The organism is Bradyrhizobium sp. URHD0069 (assembly GCF_000701345.1).
GTDB lineage: Bacteria > Pseudomonadota > Alphaproteobacteria > Rhizobiales > Xanthobacteraceae > Bradyrhizobium.
In genome coordinates this window covers 51,247-77,761 of the sequence record NZ_JNIJ01000028.1, presented here as the reverse complement: position 1 = coordinate 77,761, position 26,515 = coordinate 51,247, and the positions used below count along the sequence as shown (strand labels likewise).

The following is a 26,515-nucleotide window of genomic DNA, read 5'->3' as shown; positions in this document are numbered from 1 at the left end:
CGATTCCAAAGTCCGTCCTACTGCGTCGGTTTTGGTTGTCGTCGATCAAGCGTAGCCATCGCGTCTCCTAATATCGACCGGATGCGATCGGCGCCTTGCGCATCCACGATCGAGGGATCGAGGTAAAAATCCAGCCCCTTCATGCGCTCGACGATGACTTCACCTCTGGCCGAGGCGTCGAGCACACTATCCACCGAATAGGGAATGACTTCACGGCTGATGCCTTTCATCGTGATCGGCGGCAACGGATGGGCGGCAATGACGTCACTCACCAACGCAAATGTTTCATAGCTGATGACGATGCCGCCCGGCTCGGCGATGGCCTGCAGTCGCGCCGCCAGATTGGCCTCTGCCCCGATGATCGTGTAGTCCATTCGGTCCGAGCTCCCGAAATTGCCAACGTTGCAATAGCCGGAGTTGATGCCCATTCGCGATTTGAACGGATGCTCAATCCCCGCGGCCCGCCATTTTGCGTTGAGTTCGAGAAGGCGACGCTGCATGCCCCAAGCCATCCGCAGGCATGCCTGGGCATCAGCCCTGTCGCCTCTTGTTTCGGGGTCGCCGAAGAAGATCAGCATCGCGTCGCCGATGAATTTATCGATTGTGCCGCCATGCTCATGGGCGATCTGGGACATTTCGGTGAAATATTCGTTGAGCAGCTGAGTAATCTGCTCCGGCTGCAGACGCTCGGTGGTGGCCGTGAAATTCTGGATATCCGAGAAGAAGATCGTCAATTTCTTTCTCTCGGTATGAATTGTCACGTCCTTCTCGCCGCTGAAAATACTTTTGTATATCTGGGGTGGAATATACCGCGAGATCTTTAGCGAAAGCGCTGCGAGAAAGTCATTGGTCGTTTCGAGCTCGCGGTTCATGCCCTGGATTTGCCTGGCTTGACGGCGTTGCAAGCCCAGAAACGATACGCCGCTGATCGCGGCGAGAGCGAAATAGGCAAGGAGGTACTTGAACGAAAAAATATTGGCGGCGATGGGCTGCGTGATCGAGACCTCCTGAATGCCGCGGACGTCGCCGACTTTCCAGTCGCGCTTCGGGCTCTCAGGATGGACGTTGTGGCAACTGACACAAGCGGGGCCCATGATGACCGGGGCGACCAGCCGGACACGGTCGCTAAACAATGAATTGGCTGCGTCGATGAGCTTCTGGTCGGGATTACCGCGCAGGCTTTTTAGGGAAGCCTTCTCAAACTCGTCCAATTGATGCGACGCCCGGTTTTTGAAAGGAAAGTCGGAAACGAACCGATAGCTGATATTCTGCTGTTGTTCGCTTATGACCTTGCCAAGCTCCAGTGACAGCGTTGCGGGAATAGGAATCGCACCCGGAATGGCCTCGTAGTTGTGGACGACCTGGGTCGCGCCAGGATGTGCCAAAACCCGTCCTACGACATTTGAGGCGTAATAGGCGCGGACGCTGCTGACGACGGAATTGAGATCGGTCGCCTGCCTTCTGAGCGCGTCCTCTGTGAGATTTTTCAAATCGAGCCATACCGCAACCGGCAGCGCTGCCAGCAGCATGGCGATAAGAAAGCCCGTTAGCGCCGAGGCACGCATGTCTCGGGAAGGTTTAGTTTCCATGGCGGCGATCCCCAACCTGTCAATGTCGCGTACGCGATGCTTTCACCGGGGATGGCGCATGTAAAGCTCGTTGCAGCGCTGCAACTTCATGCGGGGCGGATATGTAGTTGAAAAAGTCGCCGTGAATATGCAGGGGAATTCGACGATGCCAAATGGTAACCGTCATTCGGGATTGCGAGTGAAACGAGCGAGCCCGGAATCCATAGCCACCATCGGGAGTATGGATCCGGGTCTGCGCCAAGAGGCGCATCCCCGATGTGCAATTGCACATCGGGAAATGACGAGTATTGGATTGGGGCCTACTTGGGCTGTGGCACGATCCGGATATAGGGTTTCGGCGCTTTCCAGCCTTGCGGATAGATGGCCTTGGCCTCCTCGTCGGTGACCGAACCGGCAATGATGACGTCCTCGCCCTGTTTCCAGTCCGAGGGGGTGGCGACGCGATGGTTCGCGGTTAGCTGCAGGGAATCGATGGCGCGGAGGATTTCCTGGAAGTTGCGGCCGGTGGTCATCGGATAGACCAGCACCAGCTTGATCTTCTTGTCCGGCCCTATGACGAAGACGTTGCGGACCGTCTGATTGTCGGCGGGTGTGCGCGTGGCGGCGTCGCCTGAGGTGGAGGCCGGCAGCATGTCGTACAGCTTTGATACCTTGAAATCGCTATCGCCGATCATCGGATAATTCGGCGCCGCGCCCTGCGTCTCCTTGATGTCCTCGGACCATCTCACGTGCCGGTCGACTGGATCGACGCTAAGCCCGATCAGCTTGACGCCGCGCTTGTCGAATTCCGGCTTCAGCTTGGCCAGCGCGCCAAGTTCGGTGGTGCAGACCGGGGTGAAGTCCTTCGGGTGCGAGAACAAAAGCGCCCAGCTGCTTCCGATCCAGTCATGGAATTTGATTTTGCCTTCGGTGGTTTCGGCCTCGAAATCCGGGGCCACAGCGCCTATCTGAAGAGCCATGGTACGACCTCATGTCATTAGAGTTACAGGTGAATTCGCTATTCCCAATATAGGGGGCGGCGCGTCTTAAGTGAACGGCCGGGGGCAAAAGGGAATATTCTTCTGCGCTTTCTGAGAACTCCTAGCATGTTCTTTTGACCCGCCTCGCTGCAAGGAAAAACCACAGCGGTTTCTAAAACCCACTGCCGCGATCTTGCCGCCTGCGCGCCGCATCGCCGGACCGGGTTGCGATCCCTTGGCCCCCTGAACCGTGACGGAGGTCACGGCGACTAATCGGCAACCATCTAAAAAACTCGCGATCTGAGTTTCGAATCATTAACCACTCGTTTACGCCCGCATGAAAATGCTGGCTCTCGAAGAAGAAACTGGGAAGAAGAGTACCAATGTCTGCCCCTCTCGCGAACGTCGTCGAACCCGCCGGCGTGCTGGAACCGTCGAAGATCTCCTGCAGCAACACCGCTGCGCTTGCCCTCACGATCGTGCGCGATGGCGTGATCACCGGCGAGGGCCCCACCACCAAGGGCCGCGTTCATTTTTCCCGTGCGCTGGATGCCGACGACGCCGCCTGGTGCGCGCGCATCCTGACCGCGACTGCCGTCGAGCATCAGCCGGTCAGCCGGGCGGAAGCCGAAGCGCTGTTTGAAATCAACGATGCTGCCGCCGAGCGCAGCGACGACGGACGTTTCGACGATTTGTTGGCCAAGGCGATCGTGCATCACGCGGCCTCCGCGTCCGGCCTGCCGGTGCCGTCGCGCACCGTCGCGCTGTCGCCAGAAACGGCGATCGAAAGCTGGGCGCCAACGCGCGCGGTCGGCGTCGATACCGAAGTACTGGAGTGGCTCGCCAGCCAGATGCGCGGCAAGCGCCGCAGCAATCGTACCCTGATGACCCTGGTCGCCAGCATCGTCGGCGCGGCGACGCTGCCGCTTGCGCAATTGCCGAATGTATTCGACATCGGGATGTAAAATTCAGATCGCAAGGGCGAATATCGCGACGGCGGGCCTTACTTCCCCGCGGTTTTTTTGTTTGCCGCTATTGAAATTGACGCCCTTGTCGCGGACCTCGGCCATCGCCAGCGCTGTCTCGGACGTGACCTTCAGCGCGCGCAGTCCGTCGGGAATGAACAGGATCAGCTTGCGGTCCCGGATGTCCTAATCGTGACAAACTCTGACATGCATGCCCCGGCCTAACAGCCGTTGTCTCTTTTGTTATTTAGCTGTGCGACGGAATTGTTACATCCGAGCCGGCTCGGTGGCCCGGCAGTTATACGCTTTCCGAAAGCCTGCGGCCTGGGCATCTTCCTCAGAGCAAAACCAGCGGTCCGGCTTTGTCAGGGCAGGGTAACTGCGACATCCCTGCAGGTGGTAGACGCCGACATTCCCGGTGACGCGGGCCCGCACGGCAAGCTTACCCTTGATGCTGCAACCGGGCGGCATGGCGGGACTATCCGGGAAGAGGACCGCGCGTATTTCGCGGTCTTTGTCCGGCCTGCAGGAGTCGCCCAATAACGCGCCGTCCTTTCGGCCGCGACGGAATTCCCGAGGCGCTACAAAGCAGCCTTTCCAAAGTCCCCGGCGATTTTCTTTGGCGCCAGCCTCGTCCTCCCTGAATCGTCCTCTTGCATAGGGCTCGAAATTCAAGGCAAAGCCCTGGCGAACAAGAAGCTGGTTTAAGCTGACGCCTTCGCCCTCGACGGTGCAAATACCGATATGCCGCTTCTTGTAGCTCGTACCCAAGCCAAGATCCTCACAGCGGACCTGGCGGCTGCCGATCAACTTGGAGAGTTGATCACGGGCCTCAACGCCGCAAGCCCAGGCGTCGGCGTGCTCGTCGATGCACATCTGGTCCAACTCTGGTGCGTCGATGCCATCGAGCCTGTACGTCACACCCCCTAGCTGAAGGGTGCCGCCATCCCTAGCCATCGCGCTCGCGGCCCAAGTCGGGCTCGCCGAGAGAACTGCCAACAACAGGACAGGAAGACGTATCGATAACGTCACAATTGCAAAGAAGGAAAGTGGTGATCGCATTTGGCGTACATCAAATCTGTTTGTAGTGGTCCAAGCCTTTTGGCCGGCTGCGAGTTTCTTTCGATTAGCATCTGCGGCGGCCTCAAAGCAGCAAAATTCCCGCTCTGGACCATTGCCTCCGTTCGGTTTAGCTGTACGACGGAATTGTTACATCCGCCCCCGCATGCCAGATTGCGGCCCGGCTCGTAAGGCCAGATCCCCGCCCAAAGGTTGCAAGTAAGCAGAAAATGTTCAAACGAATTCTGATCGCTAATCGCGGCGAGATCGCCTGCCGGATCATCAAGACTGCCCGCCGCATGGGAATAGAGACGGTCGCGGTCTATTCCGAAGCCGACCGCGACGCGCTCCACGTCGAAATGGCCGACGAGGCGATTCTGATCGGTCCGCCGGCAGCGTCGGAAAGCTATCTCGTGATGGAGAAGATCGTCGACGCCTGCCGCAAGACCGGCGCGCAAGCCGTGCATCCCGGCTACGGATTTCTGTCCGAACGGGAAGCTTTTCCGCGCGCGCTCACCGACGCCGGCATCGCCTTCATCGGACCCAACGCGGGCGCTATCGCCGCCATGGGCGATAAGATTGAATCCAAGAAAGCCGCCGCCAAGGCCAAGGTCTCGACGGTGCCGGGCCACCTCGGCGTTATCGAGGACGGAAAGCATGCGGTGAAGATCGCCGACGAAATCGGCTATCCCGTCATGATCAAGGCCTCCGCCGGCGGCGGCGGCAAGGGGATGCGGATCGCGCATTCGACTTCCGAGGTCGCTGAAGGGTTCGGTCTCGCCAAAGCCGAAGCCAAAGCCTCATTCGGTGACGACCGGGTCTTCATCGAGAAATTTATCGTCGATCCCCGTCACATCGAAATTCAAGTGTTAGGGGACAAGCACGGCAACGTGATCTATCTCGGCGAGCGCGAATGTTCGATCCAGCGCCGCAATCAGAAGGTGATCGAGGAAGCGCCGTCGCCGCTGCTGGATGAGACCACCCGCCGCAAGATGGGCGAACAGGCGGTCGCGCTCGCGAAAGCCGTGAATTACGATTCCGCCGGCACCGTCGAATTCGTCGCGGGGCAGGACAAGAGCTTCTACTTCCTGGAGATGAACACGCGGCTGCAGGTCGAGCATCCCGTGACCGAGTTGGTCACCGGCATCGATCTGGTCGAGCAGATGATCCGGGTGGCCGCGGGCGAGAAGCTGTCGCTGGCGCAGAAGGACGTCACGCTGACCGGCTGGGCGGTGGAATCGCGGGTCTATGCCGAAGACCCGTTCCGCAATTTTCTGCCTTCGATCGGCCGGCTGGTGAAATACCGCCCGCCGCTCGAGAGCAGCATCGACGGCATCACGGTGCGTAACGACACTGGCGTGCAGGAAGGCGGCGAGATCTCGATCTATTACGATCCGATGATCGCCAAGCTTGTGACGCATGCGCCTTCGCGCGCCGCCGCGATCGAAGCGCAGTCGACCGCGCTCGATTCATTCTACATCGATGGCATCCGCCACAACATTCCGTTTCTGTCGGCGCTGATGCATCACCCGCGCTGGCGCGAAGGCAATCTTTCGACCGGCTTCATCGCTGAGGAATTTCCAAAAGGATTTGCGGTTCGTGCGCCCGAAGGTGAGATCGCGCGCCGGCTCGCGGCAGTCGGCGCGGCCATCGATCATGTGCTCGGCGAACGCAAGCGGCAGATTTCCGGCCAGATGACCGGCCGGCTGGTGCAGCGCGAGCGCCGTCGCGCGGTGTGGCTCGAACGCAGCGAAATCGGGCTCGACGTCGCGCGCGAAGCCGACGGCATCGCCGTGCGCTTCGTCGGCGCCGACGGCACGCTGGGCAATCCGCACCATCTCATTTCGTCATGGGTGCCGGGTGAAGCGGTATGGCAGGGCACCATCGACGGTCACTTGGTGGCCATGCAGGTGCGGCCCATTCCCAACGGTTTTCGTCTTGCGCATCAGGGTTTTGAGGTCGCGGTCAATGTCTTCACCGAATCCGAGGCCACGGCAGCGCGGCTGATGCCGGTCGGCGCCAAGGCCGATACCGGCAAGAAATTGCTGTGCCCGATGCCCGGCCTTGTGGTGTCGATCGCGGTCGCCGAAGGTCAGGAGGTCAAGGCCGGCGAAACGCTGGCCGTGGTGGAAGCGATGAAGATGCAGAACGTGCTGCGCGCCGAACGCGACGGCACGGTGAAGAAAATCCACGCCGCCGCCGGCGCTACCCTGGCGGTGGACGCGCTGATTCTCGAATTTTCGTAAAGGCATAACTGAAGCAATCTGGATTGCTTCGTCGCTGCGCTCCTCGCAACGACCACAAAAACAGCCTAATTCTATTGGCTGCATTCGAGTTGGATTCCAAGGGACTTGCAATGGCCTTCCGAAAGCGCCGCGAAGCCTTGCGTTCGATCCTGTCGGGGTCGGCATGCATTCGTGCGGGTTCGGTGTATGATCCGGTTTCCATCCGTATTGCGGAGGACCTCGGTTTCGAGCTCGGCATGTTCGGCGGCTCGGTCGCATCGCTCACGGTGCTCGGCGATCCCGATATTACACTGATCACGCTCACCGAACTCGCCGAACAGATGCGCCGGATGTCGCGGGCGTCGACGCTGCCGGTGCTGGTCGATGCCGACCACGGCTATGGCAACGCGCTCAATGTCCGTCGCACGGTGCAGGAACTGGAAACCGCGGGAGCCGCCGGCTTGACGATCGAGGATACGCTGTTGCCGCAGGCTTACGGCGCCGCAGAGCCGCAACTCATTTCGACCGAGGAAGGCATCGGCAAGATGAAAGCCGCGGTCGATGCGCGCAGCGATCCGGCGCTGGTGATCATGGGCCGGACTGGAACGCGGGGCGGCGGCCCGTCGGCCACCAGCTTTGACGATTGCGTGGCGCGTGCCAAAGCGTATGAGGCGACCGGCGTCGATGCGCTGTTCTTCACCGGGTTGAAGACGCGAAAGGAGCTTGAGACGATTTCGGCTGCGACCACCTTGCCGCTCGTTCTCGGCAATGCCCAGGGCGAACTGGACGATCCGGCATTCCTGGTCCACCAGCGGGTGCGGATCGCGTTGCAGGGTCACACGCCCTTCGCCGCGGCGACGCTGGCGGTCTACGAGACGTTAAGAGCCTTGCGTGAAGGCGTGCCGCCGAAAGACCTGAAAGGCCTGCCGTCATCGCAACTGACCGGCCGTCTCATGCGCGACGCCGACGTGAAGCTGAGGCTCGCGGAATTTCTGGGGCTCAAGCGGTAGATGAGCACGATCCTCCAGGTGACGATCCGCGGCCGGGTGCAGGGCGTCGGCTATCGCGCCTGGATCGAGCACCAGGCGATCGCATGCAAACTTGAGGGATGGGTACGCAACCGGAGGGATGGCAGCGTCGAGGCGCTGTTTTCAGGGCCGCCGCAGTTGGTAGCGACCATGGTTACACTATGCCGGCATGGCCCGCCATCGGCGCATGTCGACGCGGTCAAGGACGAACCCGGCGATCCCGAGGCGCTGAATTTGCGGCGGGCGGGTGAGCGGTTTTCGGTGCTGCCGACGGTATAGCTCGCCCATGCGGGGAACCTCACATTTTCGGTAGCGGTTCCTTCTCAGACCCATTCCCACAGATTTCATCGTCCGCTTGGAACCTTTGCCTCTCTGGCGACTAGGTAGATCGCGTTCCGCTTCGGTGGGCATCACCCGCACGATCCAGCATGATCTCTAGTGGGGCGAGGACAGCTTGGATTTTTTTCCGGCGAGGATCGGAACATGAACATGCGGGAAAGATCCGTGCCGGACCTCAGGGGCCTCGAATCGCGCGCGCTGGGTGGGTCAAGCGCGCGCGCCGAAAGTTGGGTGCTTACCCGCGATGAGCGGCTTGCGGCCACCTATGAGCACGTTGGCGCAGGCATCGTCGAGGTCGACGGCGATGGCCGTATGCTGCGCGTCAACCAGCAGCTCTGCCAGCTCACCGGCCATTCCGCGCAGGAGTTAGTGGGCCGGACGATTTTTCAGGAAACATTGCCGGAGGATTTGGACGCCGACCTGCAGCAGTTTAGGCGTCAGCTCGCCGGCGAGATCGATGGCTACTCGATCGAGAAGCGCATTAGCCGCAAGAACGGCGATCACTTCTGGGCGGAGGTGACATCATCGAGCGTCCGTGACGCCGAGGGCAAGTTTCTTTACGCGGTGCGCGTTCAGCATGACATCACGAGCCGCAAGTTCGCCGAGCAGGCGCTGGCGCGGCGGATGGACGAGCAGGCCGCGCTGTTTGAATTTTCGGATCGGCTTCAACATGTCAGTTCGTTGGAGCAAGTCTATGATGTTGCGCTTGACGCGATCGTCCGCGCGCTTGACTGCCAACGCGCTGCCATTCTCCTCTTTGATAGCTCGGACGTCATGCGCTTCGTCGCATGGCGGGGCCTTTCGGATGGGTACCGGCAGGCGGTCGAGGGTCATTCACCCTGGATGAAAGACGAGGAAAATCCTCGTCCGGTTTATTTCGAGGATGTCCAGGCGTCCGATCTTTCGGACGCGCTGAAGCAAACGATTGCTGGCGAGGGTATCGGGGCGGTCGCATTTATTCCGATCCAGGAGCGGGGCCAGCTCGTCGGCAAGTTCATGGCGTACTACGACGCGGCGCAGAACCTTTCGGACCCCGAGGTCGACGTCGCGCTGACGCTTAGCCGTCAGCTTGGCTTCAGCATTGCCCGTCTGAAGACGGAACGTGCGCGATACGCCGCCGAGCGGGGCGCCCTGCAACTGGTGTCGATCGTCGAGTCTTCGGATGATGCCATCATCAGCAAGGATCTCGATGGGGTGATCCAGACATGGAATGCCGGCGCTGAGCATCTGTTCGGTTACACGGCGGAAGAAACGGTCGGGCAGCCGGTGACGATGCTGATTCCGGTCGAGCGGCAGGACGAAGAGCCGGGCATCCTTGCTCGCCTTCGCCGCGGCGAACGCATCCATCACTACGAAACGGTCCGGCGGCGCAAAGACGGAAGCCTGGTTGACATTTCACTCACCGTCTCGCCGGTGCGCGACGGCTCGGGCCGGGTCATTGGCGCCTCAAAGATCGCGCGCGATATCACCGAGCGCAAAGAAGCACAGCGGAAAATCCAGGAAAGCGAACGGCAGCTGCAGGAGCTGCTGGCGGCGATTCCCGCGGCCATCTACACGACGGATGCTGAGGGCAAGATCACCTACTTCAACGAAGCGGCCGTCGAATTGGCAGGTCGCACACCGGCGCTCGGCAGCGATGAATGGTGCGTGACCTGGAAGCTCTACAATCCGGACGGCACGCCCTTGCCGCACGACCAGTGCCCGATGGCGGTCGCGCTGAAGGAAGGGCGTCCGATACGTAACGCCGAGGCCGTCGCGGAACGACCGGATGGTACGCGAATTCCGTTCATTCCGTTCCCGACCCCCTTGCGCGATATCTCCGGAAAGGTCGTGGGCGCCATCAATATGCTGATCGACATCAGCGAGCGGAGGCAGGCGGAGACGCAGCAGCGCCTGCTGCTCAACGAACTCAATCATCGCGTCAAGAACAATATGCAAATATTGCAATCGCTGCTGTTCACCTCGGCAAGAAGGGCAAAAAGCGGCGAAGCACGGGAAGTGCTTGATGAAGCGAGCCGCCGCGTTTCCGCGATGGCGGCCGCGCAGCGCGTGCTTTACGGCACCGCCGATGCGAACCGTTTTGCCGCGACCGACTTCCTGCAGGCCGTCTGTCAGACCGTCCAGCAGACGCTGCGGCCGGACATCAGGATAGAATGCCAGGCGGCAAGCGGCGTGCTCTCCAACGACGTTGCGATGCCGCTGTCGCTGATATTGAACGAGCTGCTGACGAATGCGGTGAAGCACGGGATCAGGGATCGGACGAACGAAGCGGTGCGCGTCGGCCTGATAGAGAAGGACGGCGAGTTTGAATTGTATGTCGAAGAGGGTGGAGACGGTTTCGACCTGCACGCCGTCCGCAGCGGCTCATCGGGCTTGCAGCTTGTCCTGGGGCTGGCCCGCCAACTCCATGGAACGTTCCAGGTAACGCGCATTCCCTCGTCCCGCGCTTCTCTTCGGTTTGCGACGGGAATGACGTCGTGAGGCCTGACGGTGCTCGATCGAACAGCGCGCCGAGCGCATCTGCCGAACAGGAGCAGCAGGAGCCAGCGCGCATCCTCATCGTCGAGGATGATTTCCTGATCGCGATGCAAACGGAAACGGCTCTTGCAGATGCCGGCTTTCATGTCGTCGGCACTGCGACGACCGCGGAAGAAGCGATCATCCTTGCTAGGGAACAGCGCCCCTCTTTAGCGGTGATGGATATACGTCTCGCCAGCGAGCGGGATGGCATTGATGCGGCCAGCCAGTTGTTTAGGGAGCTCAATATCCGTTGCATTTTCGCGACCGCGCATGAGGATCCACGGACCCGCGAACGCGCCGAACCTTATGCGCCCCTCGGCTGGCTGGCGAAACCCTATACAATGCCGTCGCTTGTCGATTTGGTCGCTGAAGGTTTGTCCAAACTGGACTGATGGCCGCGATTTACGTGCTCCCAGGCACCGAGTTAAGCCGAGCGATAAACATGTCTCATCGGCGGCCCGCGATACGTTGTATTTGCCGCGAGCGGGTAGGGGCCTTCGGTGCTGCCGACAAAGGAGCGTTAGTCACGGTAGTTCTCCCGGTATGGGCTCAGGCGGCGTGTTATCTTACGCCGCGTTGTCGCTTTTGCGGATCCTCGCGACGTTGTGCCGCCTCGGTATTGGCATCGAGCTGGCGCTGCTCCGCTCTGCTGAACCAGCCGGCGCGGGTGGCGCCATAGATCAGCAGCGCGAATAAGATGATAGTGGGGATTCCATAGGCCAACCATTCCATGGCTATTCTCCTGCGATCCCGTTTTTTCTGCGCAGCTCTTCATTATCTCCATGTCTCAATCAACTGAGAAGTTGGCAGGCCGTTCCGTCGACCCGCGAAGGCGACAGGTTGGCCGGCGGCGCGATTGCGCGATGGGCGGCGGATCGCGTCCTGATTCCTGGCGATGCTGTGGACGACGCCCGTCGACCGAACCGGTAAGGTTGCGCGACGGACGTAGGCAGTTTCCCGACGCTCCTCAAGCGCTCTTTGGTCTTTTCTGAGAGCGGACGGGGCGAGCGGTAGCTCGCGCCGACGTGTTCAGTGCCACGGCGGCGCGAATGAGCGCCTTCAACGCCTTTTCATCAATCTTGTCGCCCTCATGGAAATCGATCGCACGCCTGGTGTTGCCTTCCAGGCTGGAGTTGAAGAGGCCTGAAGGGTCCTCCAACGAGGCGCCCTTGGCGAAGGTCATCTTCACGACATTCTTGTACGTCTCACCGGTGCAGATCATTCCGGCGTGCGACCACACTGGAACTCCTCTCCACTTCCACTCCTCGACCGCTTCGGGGTCGGCCTGCTTGATGAGAATTCGGACCCGAGCGAGCGTCTCGCCCCGCCAATCACTCAACTCCTTGATTCTCGCATCTATCAACTGAGAGGGAGAGTCTCCCGCTTTTCCTTCCTTCGAGCCGCTCTTTTTCTTCTTCATGGTTGTTGTCACCTCTCACTGGCCGCTCACATTCGTTCGCCGGGCAATTGGCTGGCTTGCTTCACCCAAGCGGCGAGCTGAGCTTCGTCGAGCTGGTCGTCCTCATAGATGTCGAGGTAGCGCGTGTGCTTGCTCTTGGACTCGCCCGGGGGGACAGGACGCAGCGACGCGCCGCGGAAGAAAGCCACCTTGACGTACTTCGTGAAGCAATGGATGCCGAGGAACCAGCCTTGACCTCAACTCCGTACAGTGGCGAGTTCCATTTGACCGCCTTGCGCACGCTGGGGACGGTGCGCACGATGATCGCGTCGAGGTGGCACCCGACATCGCGTTTCCAGCCCGGCATAGCTGCGATGTAGGCGTGCACGGGGGCGTCGCCGTCGGCCTTCGCGATCTGAGGGTTGCCGCCTGCGAGGAGGGCCGGCTTTGCGATCTTGCGGGACTGCGACTTCGGCGCCGTCTTGCGCGGTTTGGCCGCCTTCGCAGCGACCCGCTTGGCGGCGGCCTTCTTTGCCACCTTCGCCGACTTCTTGGACGTCTTGCCGGCCATTGTTCACTCCAACCGATAGACTGAGGGTGGATCGCGCGTCAGCGCGAGACGGGTGAGGGGCGCCGCGTCAAAGCGAAGGGGTAATCGCCCTGGCCGAGGAGCGGCCCGGCGGGCGCGCTTCCACGGAGCCGAACACTTCGTCAAACGCCTGCCGAAGCGCGATATCGACGTCCACCATGGCCACGAGATGGCCAAGATCCACCAGGCTGGTAACCCCAAAGCGTGGATCCGCCACGCCGCAGGGCACGATCGCGTCGAAATGCGAAAGGTCCGGCTCGACATTGATCGCGATGCCGTGGAACGACACCCACCGCCGCAGCCGCACGCCGATGGCGGCGATCTTGTCTTCAAAACCAGGGCCTTTATCTGGCCGACTCACCCAAACGCCAACGCGATCCTCGCGCCGTTCGCCCCGCACGTTGAAGCCCGAAAGGGTCCGGATGATCCATTCCTCAAGACCAGCCACGTAGGCCCGGACGTCGGGCTGCCGCCGCTTCAGGTCCAGCATCACATAGGCTACCCGCTGGCCGGGGCCGTGATAGGTGAGCTGCCCGCCGCGGCCCGTGGTGAACATCGGAAAGCGGGGGTCGAGCAGGTCGCCAGCCTTGCCGCTGGTCCCGGAGGTATAGAGCGGGGGGTGTTCCAGGAGCCAGACCAGTTCGGGCGCCTGGTGGGCCGCGATATCGGCAACCCGCGCCTCCATGGACGCGACGGCCTCGGGGTAGGGGACTTGAGTCTCGGATATCCGCCATTCAACCGCACCGCCGCCGGCGGGGCCCGCAAACGTCGTCAAATCGAGGCTTTGGCGGTCATTAACCATTGGCTAACCATAACGTGGTGATCTGGAACCAGGCAATTTTGCATCGGTCAGTTTGGTTTTCCCAGTGCCAACCCTCGATAAAGTCAGCGTCGATCTCATGGTGGTCCTCGGGACCACGACCATGCCCATTCATCAGGTAATGCGCCTGAGCCGCGGCGCCATCATCGAACTGGACGCCACCGAGGCGGACGAGGTCAAGATCCTCGCCAATAACCTGCCGATCGCCAGCGGCGTGGTGCTTGTCGATCGCAACCGTATCGCGGTCGAAGTCAAGCAAATGCTGCCGAAATCGCCGGGCACCCGGTGAGGTAGTGCTGAAGATCCAGAGTTCGGCTGAGTGGGGAGGCCTCCTTCTGCAGGCCTTGTCCCACCACCCCTGATTTGTTACATCCCGCGCCGTTGATCCGGTCCGGCGCAATTTTCGGACCGATCTGCAAAAAGCGCTCGTGGCGGAATTGGTAGACGCGCTGCCTTGAGGTGGCAGTGAGTAACATCGTGGGGGTTCGAGTCCCTCCGAGCGCACCACCTCAAAAAAATAGCTTTGAAATCGCTAAGTTTTTCGCTCTGGCCCGTACCTCGCCACCGCGTGCGGGAATAGATGTTTCCGTTTCGGTCTGGACTGGCGCGCAAGGCAGCGAAAATCCAAGCCAACGTTCGTCAAATATTGGCGGACGCGCTAGACGCGGTGCAAACATGCCGGATGGAATGTTGCTTCGCCGTGGGGCCAAGCGATGGTGACTAGCTCGCCGGTTTCAACAACTAAACCGATAGGACTTCCGCTATTCAGTCGGACACGTTCTCCTAGAGTCAGGGGTATGCGACGGCTCGCCCCTGTCCATCGCCTCTCCAACAGAAAGCAAACCGGCAGCGCAACTGCCGCTAGAACAACAAACCGTGCCCAGTTGACTGGTTGCTCGTAGCCGTTCGCCATGCTTGTTGGATTAATCAAGTCGCAACTCCTCTTTGCGCTCCAAGCACATCCTCAGCCGATACAAATCGGCCGTACAGATATCTCATTGGGCGCTAGTTGGTGGATTTTCGTTCCAGTGGAAACATACCCCAGTGCGAACAGCTGATCCATTCATCGTGATCGATCATGTCATAGGCTCCTTGTGTAGATGCTTCCTTGCGGGCAGCGATTTGGTATGGCGTCATGGCGCTACAGGGCTTTCTCTTAGTTGCAGCCACTGGTACCGGGCGACGGGCCACCGAAGTGAAAATTGCCGGTTCCCTCAGTGTGGTTGGACCGTCCGGATTGCTAGCTGCAATCGACTCTTCCAGATTGCGAGAGAGAGTAACGATTGAGATTGACGGCTCAATTGTACGTAGGTGCGCGTGCGATACCGAAACGGATCGGGAAAGCCATACGGAGGTTTGTGGTGTTTGCCCTATGACTGAGCCTGTACCGATTTGACCGTCGGCGACTTGAAATCTGAACTCAGCCGATGGTCTGGTGAAACGCCAGTGGCGTTTCGTTCGCCGCTTAAAGAGCAGGAGTTCAGGTTTAATCGCTACCGCCCAGAGAAGAATGTGCTCGTTCTTGAGATCAATGAATTTCCAGAAACGTCGCCGGTGGCGCTGCCGGCTTCTTAAGAAGCAAGTGCATCACTTTCCGGCGCGTCGGTTCATCAAGCGCGATTCTCGTCGCACATATTCATAGTGCTAGGCGCTGCTGGCCCGATATTTCACCTGGAGCCAAAACTAGCGTCGAGCCGAAAGAAGCGTCCCGGAGCTTCGCACCGGGCGGGGCTAGGCGACCTTCTGCTCTCACGCGATAACGCGATAATGAGTCATTCAATGACCTCGTTGTGCCAAAACCGCGCAGTTTTGCGTATTTCCCGCAATGTGAGCGCGATAAGTCCCTGCGCAGCTTGCTATTGGGTGCCGCAGTAGCCACCTAATCACAAGACGCGATCGGATCGCCGCAACGGCGCATGTCCCGAAACGCCACGCTCGCCACGCCAAATCTTACGAACGGTATCGACCAACGGCATGTCGCTTCGATATGCGCGTCACGGGTCAGGACAATCTATGGCCATCGAACATGCCTGCGTGCAGGTCGCGCGCAAGCCGTGGGGGGGCGCCGATCTGCATCCCTGGAGCAGCATTGACGTTTCTGGCGACCCGGTTGGAGAGTTGTGGTTTCAGCGCGCGGACAAGAATGCACCGATCCCGGGCCTGCTGCTCAAGTTACTTTTCACCAGCGAGCCTTTGTCGATCCAGGTTCATCCGGACGATAAATTCGCGCGCTCGATCGGTTTGCCGAACGGCAAGACCGAGGCGTGGTACATCCTTTCGGCAGCGCCGGGCGCGCGGGTCGCCGTTGGATTGAAACAGCATCTCACGCCGCAAGAATTGCGCGCGTCAATCGGCGACGGCTCGATCGCAGGTCTTACGCAATGGCGTCCTGTGGCGAAAGGCGACATCATCTTCGTCCCTGCCGGTACCATCCACGCCATAGGCGCCGGCATCGTGCTTGCCGAGATTCAGCAGCGCAGCGACACGACCTTTCGCCTGTTCGACTATGGCCGGCACCGCGAGTTGCACGAAGACAGTGCCGTAGCGGTTTCCAATGCGGGGCCGGCTCAAACTCAATCCAGTCCACGATGCCTCACCGCGGCCCGAACGATCCTTATCGAAAGCCCGCACTTTGTCGTCGAGCGGATCGACCTTCAGGCGAATTCGAGCTGGACGCTCAATGCCGATCGGGAAACCTGGGCCCTCGTGATCGAAGGGTGCGCACGGATCGGGTCGATAAGTACGTCGGTCGGCGATGCTGTCTTTGCCGAAGCTGATCGGGCCGGGATTGAAGTTGGGCCCGATGGAATGACCTGCCTGATCGCCTATCCGGGACCGAATCCAATCATGGCGTTGCTGCAAGAATCTGGAGAGCAAATGACCAAATCTGCCGGAACGTCGGCCGTACGCTCGATAAAATCGAAAGAGACTATCGAGGTACAGACATGACACCGATCCGCCGTATCGCATTCATCGGCAATTCGCTTCCCCGCCGCTGTGGAATCGCAACCTTTACGACCGACCTGCAGCAGGCGATATCGACTTCACGCCCGAATCTGGAGACCGGCATCGTCGCGATGACCGAAAGCGGTCAAGCCTACGATTATCCCTCCTCTGTCGCTTTACAGATCGAGGACGGCAACATCGAAGAATACGTTCGCGCGGCCGCCTTCCTGAATGCTGGCCGGTTCGATACCGTGTGTCTGCAGCACGAATTCGGAATTTTCGGTGGCGAGGCCGGCGCCCACATCCTCGCGCTGCTATCGCGCCTCACCATGCCGGTGGTGACGACGTTGCATACCGTGCTGGCCAAGCCGAGCGCCGCGCAATGCGCGGTCATGCAGCGCGTCGTCGAGGCGTCGTCGAAGGTCGTGGTGATGGCCAACAAGGGCCGCGAGCTGCTGCGTAGCGTCTATCACGTGCCGGACGACAAGATCGAGGTCATTGCCCACGGCATTCCCGACGTCGCGTTTGTCGGCCCCGATGCGGCGAAGGCCAAGCTCGGATTTGGTGGCAAGTCGGTCATTCTGACGTTCGGCCTGTTGTCTCCCGACAAGGGCATCGAAGTCATGGTCGACGCCATGCCGTCGATCCTGAAACACCGCCCCGATGCGGTCTACGTCGTGCTCGGCGCAACCCATCCCAATCTGGTTCGAAACCAGGGCGAGGCCTATCGCGCGAGCCTGATGGCGCGGGTGCGCGAACTTGGCGTCGAAGACCACGTGGTGTTCCTCGATCGGTTCGTCGACCAAACCACGCTGCTCGAATTCATTTCGATGTGCGACGTCTATGTCACGCCCTATCTCAACGAGGCGCAGATGACGTCGGGAACGCTGGCCTACAGCTTCGGACTGGGCAAGCCAGTCGTCTCGACGGCGTACTGGCACGCGCGCGAGCTGCTGGCCGATGGACGCGGCGTTCTGGTGGGTTTCGGCGACGCATCGGCGATCGGCAGCGAAATCGCGGAATTGCTCACCGACGACGCGCGCCGCCAGGCGATGTGCCGGCGCGCCTATGCGGTCAGCCGAACCATGACATGGGAGCGCACCGCCGAGCGTTACATGTCTGTCTTCGAGAGTGCACGGCCGGGTCACCCGCTCAAGGCGCTTGCGCGCTCCGACATCAGCTTGCCTGAGCTGCGCAGCCCGGCGGCGCCTGACATGCAACTCGGTCATTTCCTGTCGATGTGCGACGATACCGGCCTGTTCCAGCACGCGGTGCATTCGGTGCCTGATCGCTCGCACGGCTATTGCGTCGATGACAACGCCCGCGCCTTGCTCCTGGCCTGCGCCCTCAATAATTCGGGCGAACAGCGCCTGTCGGAAGTTTTGACCGCCCGTTTTGCAGCTTTCGTGCAGCATGCCTGGAATCCCGACACCAGGCGATTTCGCAATTTCATGGGCTTCAATCGGACCTGGCTTGAAGACCGGGGTTCCGAAGACAGTCACGGGCGAACGCTGTGGGCCTTGGGCGTAACCGCGCGCCGAGACGCGAGCCCCTCGCGGCGCCAGTGGGCTGCCGCCTTGTTCGCGGAAGCCTTGTCGACCGCGGAGATCCTTCGTTCGCCGCGGGCCTGGGCGTTCACGCTATTGGGACTCGACGCCTATTGCGCTGTAGCTCCGCATGATCTCCACGCCAGAGAAGTCCGGCATTCTCTTGCCGACACGTTGATGTCCGCTCTCGCGGCGGTCGCCACGCCGGACTGGGTATGGTTCGAGGAGGGGCTGGCTTACGACAACGCGCGCCTGTCGCAGGCTTTGATCATGACGGGCATGGCGACGCAAACGCCTGATTACGTCGATGCCGGACTGCGATCCTTGCGTTGGCTGATGACGCAACAAACCACGGCGGCAGGCCATTTCCGCCCTGTCGGCACCGCCGGCTTCGGCGAATTGCGGCAACATCCCCGCGCCTTCGATCAGCAGCCCGTGGAAGCAACGGCGACGATCGCTGCCTGCCTCACGGCGTGGCGGGCGGATGGCGATGCTGAGTGGAAGACGAGCGCCACGCGCGCTTTCGGCTGGTTCCTCGGCAGCAACGATCTCTCCGTGGCGCTGGTCGATCTGCACACCGGCAGCTGCCGCGATGGGCTGCACCCCGATCGCGCCAACGAGAATCGCGGCGGCGAGTCGGTTGTGTGCTATCTCCTTGGGCTTGCGGAGATTCGTCAACTTGCGCGCGTCAACGCCGGCCTGACCAAACCCACGGCGCTGCGCGCGGTAGGTTTTTGAATTTCACCTTCACCTCCCGCGAGTCGAGGACACCATGTCACAAGCCACCTTCCTGAACAGGCAGGCGCTTTATCTGCGTCCCGATCCCGCGCGGGTGATTGTGCGCCCGTTCAAGCCGGCGACGGAACCGCGCGATCTCAATCCGACCGACAAGACACGCGCCAACCATATCGTCGATCGCGTTCTCGCGCTTGATTCCAAAGCCGCTGCTGATCAACTGGCTGAGGTGCTGGAGAATTTTCAAGGCCGGCATCGCAACCTGCTGGAGACGTTCGAGGCCCGCGCCGGCGAAATGGAGGAAGCTTTCGCAACGCATGGAGCCTTTTCGAAGATCCAGCGCCAGCTGATAGGCGCCTATTTTCTCAACGAATATTCGTTCGAAGCCTCCGCGTTGTTCAATCCCAGCATCGTGCCGCACCCCGACCAATCGGATGCCCCGAAAGGTGGCCTGCGCTTCATTCTCAGTCTGCGTGCGATCGGCGAAGGGCATGTGTCGTCACTGACGTTTCGCTCCGGCACCATCGCAGCCGACGGCAGCCTGGCCGTTGATCCGACGGTTCGGCTGGCCTCGAGCCCCCGGATTTGCCATCGCGTATCCACTCCGGACGGCGACCGTGTCGAGCTGGTTTTCAAGCCCGATGAAGACTTAAGCGAGCGTGTCATCTTTCCCGTCACCGAATCCCAATCGAACGGCATTGAGGATGCGCGCTTTGTCGAATTTCGCGATGGCGAGCGGAAAACCTATTACGCGACCTATACCGCCTATAGCGGGCGGGCGATCCGTTCCGAATTGATCGAGACCGACGATTTCATATCGTTCCGGATGGCGCCGTTGAAAGGTGCCGCGGCACGCAACAAAGGCATGGCGCTGTTTCCGCGCAAGATCGGCGGGAAATACGCCATGATCGCGCGGCAGGACAACGAAAACCTCTATCTGATCTATTCGGACGACCTCAACACATGGGAGGGCGGTCAGGCCATTCTGAAACCGGAGTTTCCCTGGGAGTTCGTGCAGATCGGCAATTGCGGGTCGCCGATCGAGCTCGACGAAGGCTGGCTGCTGCTGACGCATGGTGTCGGCCCGGTCCGCAAATATTCGATCGGCGCGGCGCTGCTGGACAAGAGTGACCCCTCGAAGGTGCTGGCTCGCTCGCGCGAGCCCTTATTGGGGCCTGAACCATCCGAGCGCGAAGGCTACGTCCCCAACGTCGTCTATACCTGCGGGGCGATAAGGCACGACGACCAGATCATTTTGCCGTACGCGGTGTCGGACACGTTCTCCAATTTCGCGACAATCAAGATTTCGGCGCTGATGCAAGCGATGAAAAGCTACCTATCCCGGTAAAGCAAAGCGCGACATACCGTCCCTTCAAGGAGACCATATGACCCGCGAAACAAGCTATTTCGTTCAGTCATTCAACGCCGGCAAAGGCGGAAACCTGAAGGCCGATGCGCCGATCGCCTGCAAAACGGCAACCGGCGCTGTCCGAACGGCAGAACGCTTGGCGTTGAACAAACTCGGTGTCGTCGCCTTCTCGTCCACGGGAGATCCAGAGATGGGCGATTATGATGACGAGCCGACGGTGATCTTCCGCAACGGCCAGTTTCCTTCGGCGTTCGATTAACATCCTGGACGTGCAGCGACCGGCTATGAAAGCAAAGGAGACAAAATGAGCGAGCGACTCGAAATGCTGAAGAAAGCCCGTGAGCGCATGATCGAGGACAGGGACACGCATGTGAAGGTGCTGGCTGCCCCCTTTGATCGCGACAAGGCTGAGCGCGCCCGCAACAAATTCATCGAGATTCAGGCGCTGATCGACTCCCTGGACCGCGCGATGGATGGAGAGCAAGCCGTCTCACCAAAGAGCTGAGCCGAATCTTGGGCCTAACGGCAGCTCATTTGCCCATCGCAATTCGCATGATGCCGTCGCTGGTCGGGGCACGAAGTCCGACCGCCCCGTTAAAAGCAGGAAATCGCAACTGAAACGTCGCATTTTTGGTGTAACACTTTGATTTGTAAAGGTTATTCGACATTTTCCGAGCACGCCAAGAAGATTGTGCAATGGGGGGCATGCCGGCCAAGAGCCGGGACGATGTGAGTGCGCTACGCCCGCAATACCGCGCGTAGCGATGCGAACGGCGCCCGTTTGGCTCGCCTTAACGACATTGGCGTACATTGGCGGATGTGGCTTTAGTCCGGAATTTCCAGCCTGCCGGCGGAAATCCCGCAAACCAGGTTCATACTGCCAGGCGACCATCGATAGGAACGCACGCATGAAATTCCTGAGCTATGCCTATCGGTCCCTCTCCAATTTTATTTTCCTGGCGCTGGTCTATTACAGCCTGAACTTCCTCGAGAAATATCAGCAACGCGCGATCGTCGCGATCCTCGTATTGCTCTACGCCTCGATGCGCGCGGCATCGGCGCTGCGTTCGTTTTATTTCTTCCAGCGCATCGAGCGGCTCGAGCTTGAGGCGCGGCGTCTCGCAGGGCTCACCGGCGAGGGTCCTGCGGCATCGACCACGCGCAGGCAAATCGTCAGCGATGTCGGCGAATTGCGTCATGCCGGCGAGATGAAGTCTTATATCGACCTGCTGTTTCTGGCTTTGATCATGCTTTTGTGCATTTCGAAGATCGTCACGAATTGAGCCTCAGGCGCTTCTTTCTAACCTGGTCTGGATCGAAGGTGTTAGCGCACTCCGAGCGGTACGCGCTGCAAGGTCTGCTCTACAACCGGCGGGCTTCCGGGGATGGTGCGCTGGGAATCGCCGGCACCGGCCGAAATCAGCCTTGTGACGCCATCGGTCTCAAACTCGGTCGGAACGGTTCGTTCTGTACGATGCGAGGCAGCAGCGACGGCCGGTGAGGCCGCGTGCGGGCCTTCCCGGATCTCGAAAATGCTCTGCGCCGGGACGGGCAGCGCAATTGCGGTGCTGTCCAGCGCGAGCGGCAAGTGCCTGGGCCAAGGCGCTTGGCGCGGCAACGGAACGCCGCGCGTAAGCCGTCTGCCATGATCCGATGCTTCCGCAAGCGTCATCGCCTGTCCGTCGCGCCAGTCCAAATCCGACAGCGCGGGGGCGGGGAGCATTTTGGCCCCGGCAAACACGAAATTCGGAATTTTTGGCCAATGCGTAATCGCCACGGTTTCCGACGGCGGATGCAATTGCCATTGCTGCGGCTCCGTCGGCGTCGCCGGCTGCTCGGATGTCGCCGGCACCACGTGGACGATGCGGTACCCGCGCGCCTTCAGCTCATGCAGGATATTCGGCAAGGCGGCGACCGTTCGCGCCTGGATGTCGTGCAGCAGCAGAATGCCTCTTCCCTTGTCCTCGAGCCGCTTCATCGCGATGTCATAGACACGCGCGGATGAAATATGCCGCCAGTCGTCAGCCGGAAAATCGGCGCTCCAGGTTTGAATGCCCTGTGACGCCACATAATCCTCGACAGCGTCGGTACGCGACAGACCCGGGATGCGAAAGAACGGGGCAAGCCCGGTGCCATCGCCAAGCGCGGATTTCACCGACGCCATCCCCTCATCGATCTCCTGCCTGGCGCCCTCGATCGACATGCGGTTCATACCCAGCGGATGATTCTGGGTATGGGTGCCGATGCTATGGCCGGCTTCGCGGAGCTTGCGGACGCCTTCCGGATAGGCCTGGGCCATGCGGCCGACGATAAAGAAGGTCGCCTTCACGCATTGCGAGGCGAGAACGTCCAAAACTTGATTGCTGTAGTGCGGCAGCGGCCCGTCATCGAACGTCAGCACCACCTCATGATCTCTGAGCGGCAACGTTTCGGCGTATTGCATGGTGCCGATGCGGGGATGCTGCTTTGGGTCGACCACCAGGGTTCGCGAGGTGCCGAGCGCGTCGGGATGGCCAGGACAATCGGCGGCCAATGCTGTTTGTGCGGTGATGAGGGCGAGTAGCTCCAAACATAAGGCGACCCATTGCCGCGTACGAACGCCAACCAACACGCTACCGATCATGAAACACCGTCTGCATTCCCGTCTACTCGCAGATAGCTACATACGGTGTCATGAACGCCGTCTTAACTCTCGACTTTCACACCATGACTCGGGATCAAGGCGCGCCATTAACATGGGTCGCGACCGCCGCTGGCACCACATGGACCACGCGATAGTGATTGTCCCGGAGATAGCGCAAAAAAGCCGGCAACATGGCCGCGGTTTGCGCTTGGGGGTCGTGGAATAGAATGATGCCTTTGCGGGCGATTCTCAGCCGATCGGTGATCAGCTTCAATTGCTGGCTTGGCGTCATCGGAATCCAGTCGTTGGCCCAAAGGTCGGTCCCGAACACGACGATGCGGCGCGACTGTAATAGATCAAGCGTCGCCGGCGTCGTCTCAAGGCCCGGAAAACGAAAGAACGGCGTGCTTGGGGTAGTGGTCGCGACACCGTGAAGCGCCATCTCGTCGGCGGCGATGCCGCGATCGATTTCCTCACGGGTCTCGCTTGCCGGGATTTGCTTCAGGCTGCGGTGCAGCCAGGTGTGATGCCCGATGGAGTGGCCCTCGGCCGCGATCCTTCGCACCAGCTCGGGGTGTTCCGACGCGGGCTTGCCGATCAGGAAGAAGGTCGCCCGGACGCATTCCCGGGCCAGGGCCGCCAGCACCCGCGGTGTTGTCGGCGGCCATGGGCCGTCGTCGAACGTCAGCACGACCTCATGGTCTTCAAGTGGCAAGGTCTGCGGGAAGCTCATTAGGCCCACCCGCGGCGTGGTGGCGGCATCGACGCTCAGAATGCGCGAGGTGCCGAGCGATCCCTTGCGCGGACATTCCGCCGCCTGCGCCGCCACGCTCCACGCCATCGAGGCAACAAGGATAGCCCTCAGCACGTTCATGAACTTCCGAGCCCTTTCTGCCGCCGCATATTTATCATTGCGCCAGGTGTTGCGCATTGGGTAATGCCTGAAGCGACACTCAGACGAATTCAGCAAATCCGTCAAATTGGCGAGGCGTGGCATGGCCGAAAATGTGGACGTTGTCCAACCCGCCGATGCATCGGTTCTCGACCGTCTCCCGATGCGCGACAAAGATGGCGAAATCCGCCACGAATTTATCGAGGAAATCGCGCGCGCCATCCATGCCGCCGATGCGCCATTGCTGCGTGCTGTCGTCGCGGAACTGCATGAGGCCGATCTCGGCGACCTGATCGCGGCGCTCGAACCCGACGACCGCGTCAGGCTCGTGGAGCTGACGGGCGCGGATTTCGACTTTTCGGCGCTCAATGAAGTCGACGACGCCGTCCGCGAGGAAATTCTCGAAGAACTCGAACCGGAGACGGTCGCGGAAGGCGTTCGCGAACTGGAATCCGATGACGCCGTCGAATTGCTTGAAAGCCTTGACGAACACGACAAGGTCGAGATTCTCGAAAAGCTTCCGCCCTTGGAGCGGGTCGCGCTCGAGCGCAGCCTGCTTTATCCGGAAAATTCCGCTGGCCGGCGGATGCAGACCGAATTCATTGCGGTGCCGCCAGACTGGACCGTGGGGCAGGTGATCGACTACATGCGCGACACGCCCGACCTGCCGGATCGATTTTATGAGATCTACGCAGTCGATAACGCGCAGCACTGGCAGGGTGCGATATCGCTGGACGCGCTGCTGCGCTCGCGCAGGCCCGTGCAGCTGGCCGATCTGATCGATGAGGACCGCCGTCGCGTCTCGGTCATGGACGACCAGGAAGAGGTGGCCCGGCTGTTCGGCAAGTACAATCTGGTCGCGGCTCCCGTCGTCGACACCGTCAACCGGCTGGTCGGCGTCATTACCATCGACGACGTGGTCGACGTGATCGAGGAAGAGGCGGACGAGGACTTGAGGGCGCTGGGCGGCGTCACCAGCGATGAAGAACTTTCCGACAATGTCTGGACCATCGCCCGGGGCCGCTTCAATTGGCTGTTGGTCAACCTTGCCACCGCCTTTCTGGCGTCCTCGGTACTGGGCCTGTTCGAGGAGCAACTGGAAAAGATGGTGGCGCTGGCGGTGCTGGCGCCGATCGTTGCCAGCCAGGGCGGCAACGCCGCGACCCAGACCATGACTGTGGCGGTGCGCGCATTGGCCACCCGCGAACTCGGGCCGAACAATGCGTTTCGTGTGGTGATGCGCGAGGCGCTGGTTGGCCTCGTCAACGGCCTGGCTTTTGCTGTTATCACCGCCATTGCCGCGGTGGCCTGGTTCAAGATCCCCGGGCTTGGCCTCGTGATCGGACTTGCGATCATTTGCAATCTCGTTGCCGGCGCACTTGGCGGCATCCTGATTCCGATGGTGCTGGAGCGGGTGCGGGCCGATCCGGCGGTGGCGTCGGGTACCTTCGTCACGACGATCACCGACGTCGTCGGGTTCTTTTCCTTTCTCGGGATCGCAAGCCTATGGTTCGGTCTGACCTAGATCCGATACGCGGCGAACGTATCGTTAATCCGGCCTTAACGCGCATCGCGGACTATCCTGATATGGGGTAGAGCATGCGCTTGCGGCTGAAAGCGGACGGACGGATCGTCGAACTGCGCGATGGGCGAGAGTTCCCGCTCGCGCCGACGATGCCTCTTGCGGCGCCCACCTCTGTCGCGCCTAAGATCGCGTCTGCCGCACCTGCGATGACATCGGTCGCGCCGGACATGGTGACCCCTCCGGCGGTGCGCGACCTTCGCCGGCGCGCGCGGCTGACGCAGCAGGAATTCGCCGCCCGGTTAGGCGTGCCGGTTGAGACCATCAGAAACTGGGAGCAGGGCAAACGTATGCCGCGCGGGCCAGCGAGGGCGCTTCTCGCTGTAATTGCCCGTGCTCCGGAGACCGTGTTTGCCGCTTTGGCCAAGACTTGATTTCCGAAAGGGCTTAATCGCAGTGCCGATCTGAGCGCGGAACTCCTCCCGGCAATGTTGGCAAATGCGCCGCTCGCGGCCATAATGAGGCTCGATTTGATTGAGTAGCTGGATGCAACTCATTGAGGCCAACGGCGCAAAAATCCCCGCGATCGGGCTGGGCACCTGGGAGCTGCGCGGACGAACCTGCGCCCGCCTGGTCGAGCAGGCGTTGAAACTCGGCTATCGCCACATCGATACTGCGCAGGTCTACGAGAACGAGCGCGAGGTCGGCGAGGGCCTGCGCGCCTCGGGAGTCCGGCGCAATGATGTATTCGTGACCACCAAAGTCTGGACCACGCATTTCGCCCCGAACGATCTCGAGCGTTCCTCTAAAGAGAGCCTGGCAAAGCTGCGCCTTTCCGAAGTCGATCTCTTGCTGCTGCATTGGCCCAATCCGCATGTACCGTTGCAGGAGACGCTGGGCGCGCTGGCGCATGTCAAGAAGCTCGGCATGGCCAGACACATCGGGGTCTCGAACTTCACCGTGGCCTTGATCGAGGAGGCCGTCGCAGCCTGTCCGGAGCCTTTGGCGTGCGATCAGGTCGAATATCATCCCTATCTCGACCAGACCAAGGTACGGGAAGCATGCGCCCGTCACGGCATGGCCGTGGTCGCCTATAGTCCGGTGGCGAAGGGTCGTATCAAGGGCGACCAGACGCTGGTCCAGATCGGGCAGGCCCACGGCAAGACCGCAGCCCAGGTCTGCCTGCGCTGGCTTGTGCAACAAAATGTTTCCGCGATACCGCGGACTTCGAAGATCGAGCGGTTGTCGGAAAATATCGATATCTTCGACTTCGAACTGTCCGACGACGAGATGCACCGGATATCCCAGATGGGGAGCGCCAAAGGCCGACTGACCAATTTCGGCTTTGCGCCGAAATGGGATTGAGACTGGTGTGTGGGCCGCTATGCT

At 60.7% G+C, this 26,515-nt stretch carries 25 protein-coding genes, 1 tRNA gene and 1 pseudogene; 18 read left to right on the top strand and 9 right to left on the bottom strand.

Annotated elements, in window-relative coordinates; all coding sequences use genetic code 11:
- Positions 1-17 precede the first annotated feature (17 nt).
- On the bottom strand, positions 18-1,589 hold the full coding sequence (locus tag N554_RS0118215; protein WP_029584775.1) for an adenylate/guanylate cyclase domain-containing protein: 1,572 nt from the start codon (positions 1,587-1,589) through the stop codon (positions 18-20).
- A gap of 299 nt (positions 1,590-1,888) precedes the next feature.
- On the bottom strand, positions 1,889-2,548 hold the full coding sequence (locus N554_RS0118210) for a peroxiredoxin (protein WP_029584774.1): 660 nt from the start codon (positions 2,546-2,548) through the stop codon (positions 1,889-1,891).
- A gap of 383 nt (positions 2,549-2,931) precedes the next feature.
- On the opposite strand from N554_RS0118210, the gene N554_RS0118205 reads away from it, so the two are divergent.
- Entirely contained in the window at positions 2,932-3,513 is a 582-nt protein-coding gene (locus N554_RS0118205; RefSeq protein ID WP_029584773.1) for a hypothetical protein, read from the top strand.
- 267 nt (positions 3,514-3,780) lie between these two features.
- On the opposite strand, the gene N554_RS0118195 is transcribed toward N554_RS0118205, so the two are convergent.
- Positions 3,781-4,575, bottom strand: a complete 795-nt coding sequence (locus N554_RS0118195; RefSeq protein WP_029584772.1) for a thermonuclease family protein — start codon at positions 4,573-4,575, stop codon at positions 3,781-3,783.
- A gap of 227 nt (positions 4,576-4,802) precedes the next feature.
- Between N554_RS0118195 and N554_RS0118190 the strand changes: the two genes are divergently transcribed.
- From N554_RS0118190 to N554_RS0118170, 5 genes are all read left to right on the top strand, one after another.
- Entirely contained in the window at positions 4,803-6,818 is a 2,016-nt protein-coding gene (locus tag N554_RS0118190; RefSeq protein WP_029584771.1) for an acetyl-CoA carboxylase biotin carboxylase subunit, read from the top strand.
- A gap of 110 nt (positions 6,819-6,928) precedes the next feature.
- Positions 6,929-7,807 (top strand): isocitrate lyase/PEP mutase family protein, encoded by an 879-nt coding sequence (locus tag N554_RS0118185; RefSeq protein ID WP_029584770.1) that lies wholly within the window; start codon positions 6,929-6,931, stop codon positions 7,805-7,807.
- Complete coding sequence (locus tag N554_RS0118180) at positions 7,808-8,104, top strand: acylphosphatase (RefSeq protein ID WP_029584769.1); 297 nt, start codon at positions 7,808-7,810, stop codon at positions 8,102-8,104.
- 225 nt (positions 8,105-8,329) lie between these two features.
- Positions 8,330-10,645: a PAS domain S-box protein gene (locus tag N554_RS0118175; protein ID WP_245283642.1), complete on the top strand. Its 2,316-nt coding sequence runs from the start codon at positions 8,330-8,332 to the stop codon at positions 10,643-10,645.
- Positions 10,642-11,076: a response regulator gene (locus N554_RS0118170; RefSeq protein ID WP_051677550.1), complete on the top strand. Its 435-nt coding sequence runs from the start codon at positions 10,642-10,644 to the stop codon at positions 11,074-11,076. The genes N554_RS0118175 and N554_RS0118170 overlap by 4 nt, the downstream gene beginning before the upstream one ends.
- A gap of 169 nt (positions 11,077-11,245) precedes the next feature.
- On the opposite strand, the gene N554_RS40055 is transcribed toward N554_RS0118170, so the two are convergent.
- The 4 genes and pseudogenes from N554_RS40055 to lipB all read right to left on the bottom strand — a co-directional run bounded on the left by N554_RS40055 (position 11,246) and on the right by lipB (position 13,474).
- Positions 11,246-11,416: a hypothetical protein gene (locus N554_RS40055; RefSeq protein ID WP_156041975.1), complete on the bottom strand. Its 171-nt coding sequence runs from the start codon at positions 11,414-11,416 to the stop codon at positions 11,246-11,248.
- A 235-nt stretch (positions 11,417-11,651) separates the two neighbouring features.
- On the bottom strand, positions 11,652-12,104 hold the full coding sequence (locus N554_RS0118160) for a DUF1801 domain-containing protein (RefSeq protein ID WP_029584766.1): 453 nt from the start codon (positions 12,102-12,104) through the stop codon (positions 11,652-11,654).
- Between the two features lie 26 nt (positions 12,105-12,130).
- Positions 12,131-12,654 (bottom strand): annotated as a pseudogene (locus N554_RS36025) (DUF1801 domain-containing protein).
- Between the two features lie 67 nt (positions 12,655-12,721).
- Positions 12,722-13,474 (bottom strand): lipoyl(octanoyl) transferase LipB, encoded by a 753-nt coding sequence (lipB, locus tag N554_RS0118150; RefSeq protein ID WP_029584765.1) that lies wholly within the window; start codon positions 13,472-13,474, stop codon positions 12,722-12,724.
- Positions 13,475-13,538: 64 nt separating this feature from the next.
- On the opposite strand from lipB, the gene N554_RS0118145 reads away from it, so the two are divergent.
- The 9 genes from N554_RS0118145 to N554_RS0118100 all read left to right on the top strand — a co-directional run bounded on the left by N554_RS0118145 (position 13,539) and on the right by N554_RS0118100 (position 21,372).
- Positions 13,539-13,781 (top strand): FliM/FliN family flagellar motor switch protein, encoded by a 243-nt coding sequence (locus N554_RS0118145; protein WP_029584764.1) that lies wholly within the window; start codon positions 13,539-13,541, stop codon positions 13,779-13,781.
- A gap of 133 nt (positions 13,782-13,914) precedes the next feature.
- Positions 13,915-13,999, top strand: a tRNA-Leu gene (locus N554_RS0118140).
- An 885-nt stretch (positions 14,000-14,884) separates the two neighbouring features.
- Positions 14,885-15,067: a hypothetical protein gene (locus N554_RS40050; protein ID WP_156041974.1), complete on the top strand. Its 183-nt coding sequence runs from the start codon at positions 14,885-14,887 to the stop codon at positions 15,065-15,067.
- A gap of 438 nt (positions 15,068-15,505) precedes the next feature.
- Positions 15,506-16,441 (top strand): class I mannose-6-phosphate isomerase, encoded by a 936-nt coding sequence (locus N554_RS0118130; protein WP_029584763.1) that lies wholly within the window; start codon positions 15,506-15,508, stop codon positions 16,439-16,441.
- Positions 16,438-18,723, top strand: coding sequence for a glycosyltransferase family 4 protein (locus N554_RS0118125; protein WP_029584762.1), 2,286 nt, complete (start codon positions 16,438-16,440; stop codon positions 18,721-18,723). Before N554_RS0118130 ends, N554_RS0118125 begins: the two co-directional genes overlap by 4 nt.
- Positions 18,724-18,757: 34 nt before the next feature.
- Positions 18,758-20,068, top strand: coding sequence for a glycoside hydrolase family 130 protein (locus tag N554_RS0118120; RefSeq protein ID WP_029584761.1), 1,311 nt, complete (start codon positions 18,758-18,760; stop codon positions 20,066-20,068).
- A 37-nt stretch (positions 20,069-20,105) separates the two neighbouring features.
- Complete coding sequence (locus N554_RS0118115; RefSeq protein WP_029584760.1) at positions 20,106-20,348, top strand: hypothetical protein; 243 nt, start codon at positions 20,106-20,108, stop codon at positions 20,346-20,348.
- A gap of 45 nt (positions 20,349-20,393) precedes the next feature.
- Positions 20,394-20,594: a hypothetical protein gene (locus N554_RS0118110; protein WP_029584759.1), complete on the top strand. Its 201-nt coding sequence runs from the start codon at positions 20,394-20,396 to the stop codon at positions 20,592-20,594.
- Between the two features lie 403 nt (positions 20,595-20,997).
- Entirely contained in the window at positions 20,998-21,372 is a 375-nt protein-coding gene (locus N554_RS0118100) for a hypothetical protein (RefSeq protein WP_029584758.1), read from the top strand.
- Positions 21,373-21,413: 41 nt separating this feature from the next.
- Here N554_RS0118100 and N554_RS0118095 read toward each other — a convergent pair whose 3' ends face one another.
- Both N554_RS0118095 and N554_RS0118090 read right to left on the bottom strand, forming a co-directional pair.
- Positions 21,414-22,712 (bottom strand): polysaccharide deacetylase family protein, encoded by a 1,299-nt coding sequence (locus N554_RS0118095; protein WP_029584757.1) that lies wholly within the window; start codon positions 22,710-22,712, stop codon positions 21,414-21,416.
- 94 nt (positions 22,713-22,806) lie between these two features.
- Positions 22,807-23,586, bottom strand: a complete 780-nt coding sequence (locus tag N554_RS0118090) for a polysaccharide deacetylase family protein (protein WP_029584756.1) — start codon at positions 23,584-23,586, stop codon at positions 22,807-22,809.
- 121 nt (positions 23,587-23,707) lie between these two features.
- Here N554_RS0118090 and mgtE point away from each other — a divergent pair, with 121 nt between their 5' ends.
- From mgtE to N554_RS0118075, 3 genes are all read left to right on the top strand, one after another.
- Complete coding sequence (gene mgtE, locus N554_RS0118085) at positions 23,708-25,129, top strand: magnesium transporter (RefSeq protein ID WP_029584755.1); 1,422 nt, start codon at positions 23,708-23,710, stop codon at positions 25,127-25,129.
- A 74-nt stretch (positions 25,130-25,203) separates the two neighbouring features.
- Positions 25,204-25,560 (top strand): helix-turn-helix domain-containing protein, encoded by a 357-nt coding sequence (locus N554_RS0118080; RefSeq protein ID WP_029584754.1) that lies wholly within the window; start codon positions 25,204-25,206, stop codon positions 25,558-25,560.
- A 112-nt stretch (positions 25,561-25,672) separates the two neighbouring features.
- The gene (locus N554_RS0118075) at positions 25,673-26,491 is read left to right on the top strand and encodes an aldo/keto reductase (protein ID WP_029584753.1); all 819 of its coding nucleotides are present in this window, start codon (positions 25,673-25,675) and stop codon (positions 26,489-26,491) included.
- The last annotated feature ends 24 nt before the right edge of the window (positions 26,492-26,515 follow it).

What these genes read in the sequence shown, in the direction of transcription:
- N554_RS0118080 (WP_029584754.1), top strand. Translation starts at nt 25,204, where the DNA reads ATGCGCTTGCGGCTGAAAGCGGACGGACGGATCGTCGAACTGCGCGAT.
- N554_RS0118210 (WP_029584774.1), bottom strand. Translation starts at nt 2,548, where the DNA reads ATGGCTCTTCAGATAGGCGCTGTGGCCCCGGATTTCGAGGCCGAAACC.
- N554_RS0118120 (WP_029584761.1), top strand. Translation starts at nt 18,758, where the DNA reads ATGTCACAAGCCACCTTCCTGAACAGGCAGGCGCTTTATCTGCGTCCC.
- lipB (WP_029584765.1), bottom strand. Translation starts at nt 13,474, where the DNA reads ATGGTTAATGACCGCCAAAGCCTCGATTTGACGACGTTTGCGGGCCCC.
- N554_RS0118195 (WP_029584772.1), bottom strand. Translation starts at nt 4,575, where the DNA reads ATGCGATCACCACTTTCCTTCTTTGCAATTGTGACGTTATCGATACGT.
- N554_RS0118215 (WP_029584775.1), bottom strand. Translation starts at nt 1,589, where the DNA reads ATGGAAACTAAACCTTCCCGAGACATGCGTGCCTCGGCGCTAACGGGC.
- N554_RS0118185 (WP_029584770.1), top strand. Translation starts at nt 6,929, where the DNA reads ATGGCCTTCCGAAAGCGCCGCGAAGCCTTGCGTTCGATCCTGTCGGGG.
- N554_RS0118110 (WP_029584759.1), top strand. Translation starts at nt 20,394, where the DNA reads ATGAGCGAGCGACTCGAAATGCTGAAGAAAGCCCGTGAGCGCATGATC.
- N554_RS0118115 (WP_029584760.1), top strand. Translation starts at nt 20,106, where the DNA reads ATGACCCGCGAAACAAGCTATTTCGTTCAGTCATTCAACGCCGGCAAA.
- N554_RS40055 (WP_156041975.1), bottom strand. Translation starts at nt 11,416, where the DNA reads ATGGAATGGTTGGCCTATGGAATCCCCACTATCATCTTATTCGCGCTG.
- N554_RS0118100 (WP_029584758.1), top strand. Translation starts at nt 20,998, where the DNA reads ATGAAATTCCTGAGCTATGCCTATCGGTCCCTCTCCAATTTTATTTTC.
- N554_RS0118095 (WP_029584757.1), bottom strand. Translation starts at nt 22,712, where the DNA reads ATGATCGGTAGCGTGTTGGTTGGCGTTCGTACGCGGCAATGGGTCGCC.
- N554_RS0118075 (WP_029584753.1), top strand. Translation starts at nt 25,673, where the DNA reads ATGCAACTCATTGAGGCCAACGGCGCAAAAATCCCCGCGATCGGGCTG.
- N554_RS0118190 (WP_029584771.1), top strand. Translation starts at nt 4,803, where the DNA reads ATGTTCAAACGAATTCTGATCGCTAATCGCGGCGAGATCGCCTGCCGG.
- mgtE (WP_029584755.1), top strand. Translation starts at nt 23,708, where the DNA reads ATGGCCGAAAATGTGGACGTTGTCCAACCCGCCGATGCATCGGTTCTC.
- N554_RS0118205 (WP_029584773.1), top strand. Translation starts at nt 2,932, where the DNA reads ATGTCTGCCCCTCTCGCGAACGTCGTCGAACCCGCCGGCGTGCTGGAA.
- N554_RS0118130 (WP_029584763.1), top strand. Translation starts at nt 15,506, where the DNA reads ATGGCCATCGAACATGCCTGCGTGCAGGTCGCGCGCAAGCCGTGGGGG.
- N554_RS0118125 (WP_029584762.1), top strand. Translation starts at nt 16,438, where the DNA reads ATGACACCGATCCGCCGTATCGCATTCATCGGCAATTCGCTTCCCCGC.
- N554_RS0118090 (WP_029584756.1), bottom strand. Translation starts at nt 23,586, where the DNA reads ATGAACGTGCTGAGGGCTATCCTTGTTGCCTCGATGGCGTGGAGCGTG.
- N554_RS0118180 (WP_029584769.1), top strand. Translation starts at nt 7,808, where the DNA reads ATGAGCACGATCCTCCAGGTGACGATCCGCGGCCGGGTGCAGGGCGTC.
- N554_RS0118160 (WP_029584766.1), bottom strand. Translation starts at nt 12,104, where the DNA reads ATGAAGAAGAAAAAGAGCGGCTCGAAGGAAGGAAAAGCGGGAGACTCT.